The organism is Bradyrhizobium sp. (genome assembly GCF_016462955.1).
Classification (GTDB): Bacteria; Pseudomonadota; Alphaproteobacteria; order Rhizobiales; family Xanthobacteraceae; genus Bradyrhizobium.
The window spans coordinates 1-5,208 of record NZ_JAEMSD010000476.1 but is presented as its reverse complement, the minus strand read 5'-3'; the positions used below and the strand labels follow the sequence as shown (position 1 = coordinate 5,208).

Annotated in this window: 4 protein-coding genes and 1 pseudogene; all 5 read right to left on the bottom strand. The window is 64.6% G+C overall.

Annotated features, from left to right (window positions below):
- Positions 1–1,578, bottom strand: a 1,578-nt coding sequence (locus JHD07_RS32145; protein WP_291629454.1) for an alkaline phosphatase, incomplete at its 3' end; no start/stop codon positions are given.
- A 93-nt stretch (positions 1,579–1,671) separates the two neighbouring features.
- Entirely contained in the window at positions 1,672–3,009 is a 1,338-nt protein-coding gene (gene argG, locus JHD07_RS32140; protein WP_122400348.1) for an argininosuccinate synthase, read from the bottom strand.
- 95 nt (positions 3,010–3,104) lie between these two features.
- On the bottom strand, positions 3,105–3,881 hold the full coding sequence (locus JHD07_RS32135) for a phosphatase PAP2 family protein (protein ID WP_291629451.1): 777 nt from the start codon (positions 3,879–3,881) through the stop codon (positions 3,105–3,107).
- A gap of 135 nt (positions 3,882–4,016) precedes the next feature.
- Entirely contained in the window at positions 4,017–4,511 is a 495-nt protein-coding gene (locus JHD07_RS32130) for a hypothetical protein (RefSeq protein WP_291629450.1), read from the bottom strand.
- Positions 4,512–4,678: 167 nt separating this feature from the next.
- Positions 4,679–5,208: pseudogene (locus JHD07_RS32125) on the bottom strand (23S rRNA (adenine(2503)-C(2))-methyltransferase RlmN); the annotation flags it as partial.

The following is a 5,208-nucleotide window of genomic DNA, read 5'->3' as shown; positions in this document are numbered from 1 at the left end:
CGGAACGTCCTTGTACTTGTCGTTCGCCTTGAACGTCCCATCGTCGCCGGCCCTGACGGTCGGCTCGTTGGGATTGTCGAGCTTCGGACGGAACGTCTCGTAATAGTCCGGCAGGCTCGCTGAGAAGATGGCGAGCCGCCGGCTCACGTCGATGCGGGCCGGATAACCTTCCGCGTCCGGCGCGGGATAGTTGGGAAATCCGGCCTTGTCGTAGACCCCGACGCGCTCGCGCAAGGGCACGTTGGGCACGGTGGCCATGTCATCGTTCACCGTGCCGACGAGGCTGTTGGGGTGATTGTGGTCCGCCAGCACCAGAATGAGGGTGTCGTCGCCGCGCGCCCGCGCCCATTCGCGCGTCTGGCGCACAGCGTTGTCGAGCATGATCGTGTCGTAGACGGCGCGCTCCATGTCGAGCAGATGCGCGTATTTGTCGATCAGTCCGGATTCGACCATCAGGAAGAACCCGTTCTCGTTCTTCGAAAGGATGTTCAGCGCCGCCTGCACCTGCTCGGTGAGATCGGGCTGCTCGGGGAATTTCCTGACGCCGCCACCCTTCAGGAACTTGCGGTCGAGCACGCCGTCCATGTTGCCCGTCGCAAACAGGCCGAGCAGCTTGCTCGTCTCCTGTTTGGCAGCGGCCGAGCCGAGTTCGCCCGCCGTGGTCGCCATCTGATAGCCGGCCTCGCGAAACTTCGCGATGAAGTCGGTCTCGTCCTTGCGTTTCGAGCCGGCGGCCGACTTCGGCAGAAAATTCGCGCTGCCGCCACCCATCAGCACATCCGGCTTCGCCGCAAAGAATTGCTCGACGATCTCGTCATAAGCGGCGCGCCGGCGGGTGTGCGCGACCATCGCGGCCGGCGTCGCGTCTTCGATCTCGGTATTGGTGACGATGCCGATCGCCATGCCGAGTCGCCGCTTGGCGAGACTGGTGATGGTTTCGACCCGGGGATCATCGAAAGCGCTTGCGGTGCGGTCCGCATAGACGCCGAGCGCGTTGACGGCGCTCTTGTGCCCGGTTGCATAGGCGCTGGCCGAGTTCGCGGAATCCGTGATGATCGAGTCCGAGCCGGCCGTTGCCACCAGCGCCATATGGGGCATGTCGTCGATGGCGAGCTTGCCGCGGCTCTTGCCCTCCGCGATTCCCTTGGAGAGGATTCGCGCGGCGACCCGATGCGCCGGCGACATGCCGTCGCCGATGAACAGGATGACGTTCTTCGCCTTGCGCGGGCCGGTGTCGTAGACCGTCCAGGTGACGCTGCGCTGGCGCGCGCCGTCGCTGACGTCCACAGTGACGGGGCCGGGCTTGGCCAGTGTAACGTCGCGCAGGATCAGGGCCGACTGCTCCTTGCCGTCCTCGCGCTCGATGAAGGTCCCGGCACGCCCGAAAGACGTCGCGTAGTCCACGCCATTCACCGTCACCTTCAACGTGGCGGGATCGGCCAGCCCGGGGAGCTCGACCTTGAAGTCGAACTTGGCGCCCGCCAGGATCTCGGCGCGATCGATCGGATAGACCGTCTGCGCCTGCGACGAGGTCCAGCAGAGGACGATGAGAGAGGCGAGTGCCGATTTCTTGATCATGCGCGATCCTCCGAAACCCATTCCGACAGAAACAGGAGCGTAGCGATCGAGAATGACAGCGTCATTAAGCTGTCATTGTGTGGGCCTGGAGTTTCAGCCCTTGTCGCTCTCGAGCCGGAAAATCTGCGAGCCTTCGCTGCCCGACAATAGGCCAGTGTCGCTGTAGAGCTTCAGCTTCGTCCGCGTATCGGCGATGTCGAGGTTGCGCATGGTGAGCTGGCCGATGCGGTCGGCCGGCGTGAAGGCGGCGTCCTCGACCTTCTCCATGCTGAGCCTTTCAGGCGCATAGGTGAGGTTCGGGCTCTCCGTGTTGAGGATCGAATAGTCGTTGCCGCGGCGCAGCTCCAGCGTCACCTCGCCGGTGACCGCGCGGGCGACCCAGCGTTGCGCGGTCTCGCGCAGCATCAAGGCCTGCGAATCGAACCAGCGGCCCTGATAGAGCAGGCGTCCCAAGCGCATGCCGCTGATGCGGTACTGCTCGATGGTGTCCTCGTTGTGGATGCCGGTGACGAGGCGCTCATAGGCGATGTGCAGGAGCGCCATGCCAGGGGCCTCGTAGATGCCGCGGCTCTTGGCCTCGATGATGCGGTTCTCGATCTGGTCGCTCATGCCGAGACCGTGGCGGCCGCCGATCGCGTTGGCTTCGAGGAACAGCGCGACGGGATCGGAGAAGGTCTGGCCGTTGAGCGCGGTCGGCTGCCCCTCCTCGAAGCGCACCACCACCGTCTCGGCCTTCACGGCGCAATCGTCGCGCCAGAACGGCACGCCCATGATCGGATTGACGATCTTGATGCCGCTGTCGAGGCTCTCGAGATCCTTGGCCTCGTGCGTGGCGCCGAGCAGATTGCTGTCGGTCGAATACGCCTTCTCGGCGCTCATCTTGTAGGCGAAACCCTGCGCCGTCATGAACGCCGACATTTCCGCGCGGCCGCCGAGTTCGTCGATGAACTGCTGGTCGAGCCAGGGCTTGTAGATCTTCAGGCCGGGATTGGTGAGCAGGCCGTAGCGGTAGAAGCGCTCGATGTCGTTGCCCTTGAAGGTCGAGCCGTCGCCCCAGATGTTGACGCCGTCTTCCTTCATCGCCGCGACCAGCATGGTGCCGGTCACCGCGCGCCCCAGCGGTGTGGTGTTGAAATAGGTGATGCCGCCGGTGGAGATATGGAAGGCGCCGGACTGGATTGCGGCGATGCCCTCGTGCACCAGCTGCGTGCGGCAATCGACGAGGCGCGCCTTCTCGGCGCCGAACTCCATCGCCTTGCGCGGGATCTCGTTGTAGTCGGCCTCGTCGGGCTGGCCGAGATTGGCGGTGTAGGCGTAGCAGCGCGCGCCCTTCTGCTTCATCCAGAGCAGCGCTGCAGAGGTGTCGAGACCGCCCGAAAACGCGATGCCGACTTTCTCACCCTTGGGCAGGCTTTTCAGGATCGTGGTCATGGCGCTTCCAATCGCGTGTCAAGGGGCTGGTGTCGGGGTGAAACTCGACCGCGCGAATATCAAATTTCGCACGCCTCGGCACCCCTTTAATGGGCTCAAACCGAGGGCTCGGGACCGGTCTTGCGGCCGAACAGGCGCTGGCGGAGCCGGTAGCCGGGCATGGCCAGCCGGGTCAGGGCGGCATCGACCGCCTCGTCCGAAAACAGCGTCCGCGGCCAGCGGTAGATCAGGGCGTAGGCGAACCAGATCACCATGAAAGTGACGAGGCCGGCGATCGCGACGTCGGTGAAGAAATGGCCGCCGAAGGCCATGCGCAGTCCGCTGGTGAGCGCGCCGAAGATGACCGCGCCGGCATAGGCGAGCGGCCGCCACGTCGGCGGCGCCAGCGACGCTGGCGCCAGCGTCCAGAAGGCGGTCGCGCCCTCGCCTGAGAAGAACGAGCAGTTGCGCGCACAGCCGCCGCGGGGATCCCACCACGGCACGAATTGCTGGTCGCCGGCAAACTCGGTCACCACCACCGGCCGCGGCCGGCCCCAATAGGTCTTGAAGGTCAGGTTCGTGAGAATGCCGGCCGACATGATCATGGTCACCAGCAGGAAGATGACCGTGCGCCCCCGCACAATGAGTGGCCGATCGGGCCGAATCATCTTCACAACAAGCGCCACGATCGACGGCAGCACGAACGCCCACGCGACCCACATCGCCGCGTCCCGCGCAAAGCTGGCCCAGCCGTTCAGCTTGAGCGGAAATGTTTTCGTCTCGGAGTCGAAGAAAAGCGACGCAAGCTTGAGATCCAGCTCGGGATAGACGCCGAAAACGACGCCGATCACGAGCCACAGCGCCAGGGCGATGAAGAGTCCAGTCCGGTTCATGGCGCGCGGTTTAGCGGAGTGGAGGGGGGATGAAAACCCTTGCCGGCGTCATTCCGGGATGGTCCGAAGGACCAGACCCGGAATCTCGAGATTCCGGATTCGGCTCTTCGAGCCGCCCCGGAATGACGTCGCAAACTAACGTGCATCCGGCCTCGAGTTCGACGGCAACGGCGGAGGCGGTTTGCGCGGAGGCGGCGGCTCGCGCCAGGCCCCGGCGTTGCGGCCGGCGATCAGCCAGTAGACGATTCCGGCAACGATGCCCGCGCCGGTCATGATCTCCAGATGCCGCCGCACGATGCCCTCGAACTGGAACGTGTCGGGATGGAACGGAACGAGGCCGAGATAGCAGGCGAGCCCGACAAGGCCGCCGCCGAGGGCATAAGCCAGCGCGCTGCGAATGTAGAGCGCTTCGGTGATCGCGACGATCACCGCCGCCGGCACCAGCGCGAAGCCCGAGACGAAGATGAAGCCGAAGCCGAGCAGGATGTCGATCGTGCCCTGGTCGACCGGACCGGCGCCGAGATCGGAAAATTCCGGAAACAGCAGCGCGACGACGATGATCATGCCGCCGACGAAGCAGGCGGCGAGGAAGCCGACGAAGATGACGAGGAGGCGGCCGATCAGGGACATCTGACGGACCCATTAAACATTGCTGTCATTCCGGGGCGCGCGAAGCGCGAACCCGGAATCTCGAGATTTCGGGTCGGTGCTATGCACCGCCCCGGAATGACCGGGCCATAAACGCAGATGGCCGGGTCAAGCCCGGCCATGACGAGCATCGAGGACGTCATCATCCATCAATCCGTCATCGCCATGGCGCGCAGTGCCTGGCGCTCGCGCGCCGAGAGCTTCTCGGTCTCCGACTTGAGCTGGCCGCAGGCTGCGAGGATGTCGCGGCCGCGCGGGGTGCGCACCGGCGAGGAATAGCCGGCGTTGAAGATGTATTCCGAGAACTTCTCGATCTGGTCCCAGTCCGAGCATTCATAGGCGGTGCCGGGCCACGGATTGAACGGGATCAAATTGATCTTGGCCGGAATGCCCTTGAGCATCTTCACCAGCAGTTTTGCGTCGTCGAGCGAATCGTTGACGCCCTTGAGCATCACATATTCGAAGGTGATGCGCCGCGCGTTCGAGGCGCCGGGATAGTCGCGGCAGGCCTGCAACAGCTCCTTGATCGGATATTTGCGGTTGAGCGGCACCAGCTCGTTGCGCAATTCGTCGCGCACCGCATGCAGCGAGATCGCGAGCATGACGCCGATCTCATCGCCAGCGCGCACGATGTTCGGCACCACGCCCGAGGTCGACAGCGTGATGCGGCGGCGGGAGA

What these genes read in the sequence shown, in the direction of transcription:
- argG (WP_122400348.1), bottom strand. Translation starts at nt 3,009, where the DNA reads ATGACCACGATCCTGAAAAGCCTGCCCAAGGGTGAGAAAGTCGGCATC.
- JHD07_RS32135 (WP_291629451.1), bottom strand. Translation starts at nt 3,881, where the DNA reads ATGAACCGGACTGGACTCTTCATCGCCCTGGCGCTGTGGCTCGTGATC.
- JHD07_RS32130 (WP_291629450.1), bottom strand. Translation starts at nt 4,511, where the DNA reads ATGTCCCTGATCGGCCGCCTCCTCGTCATCTTCGTCGGCTTCCTCGCC.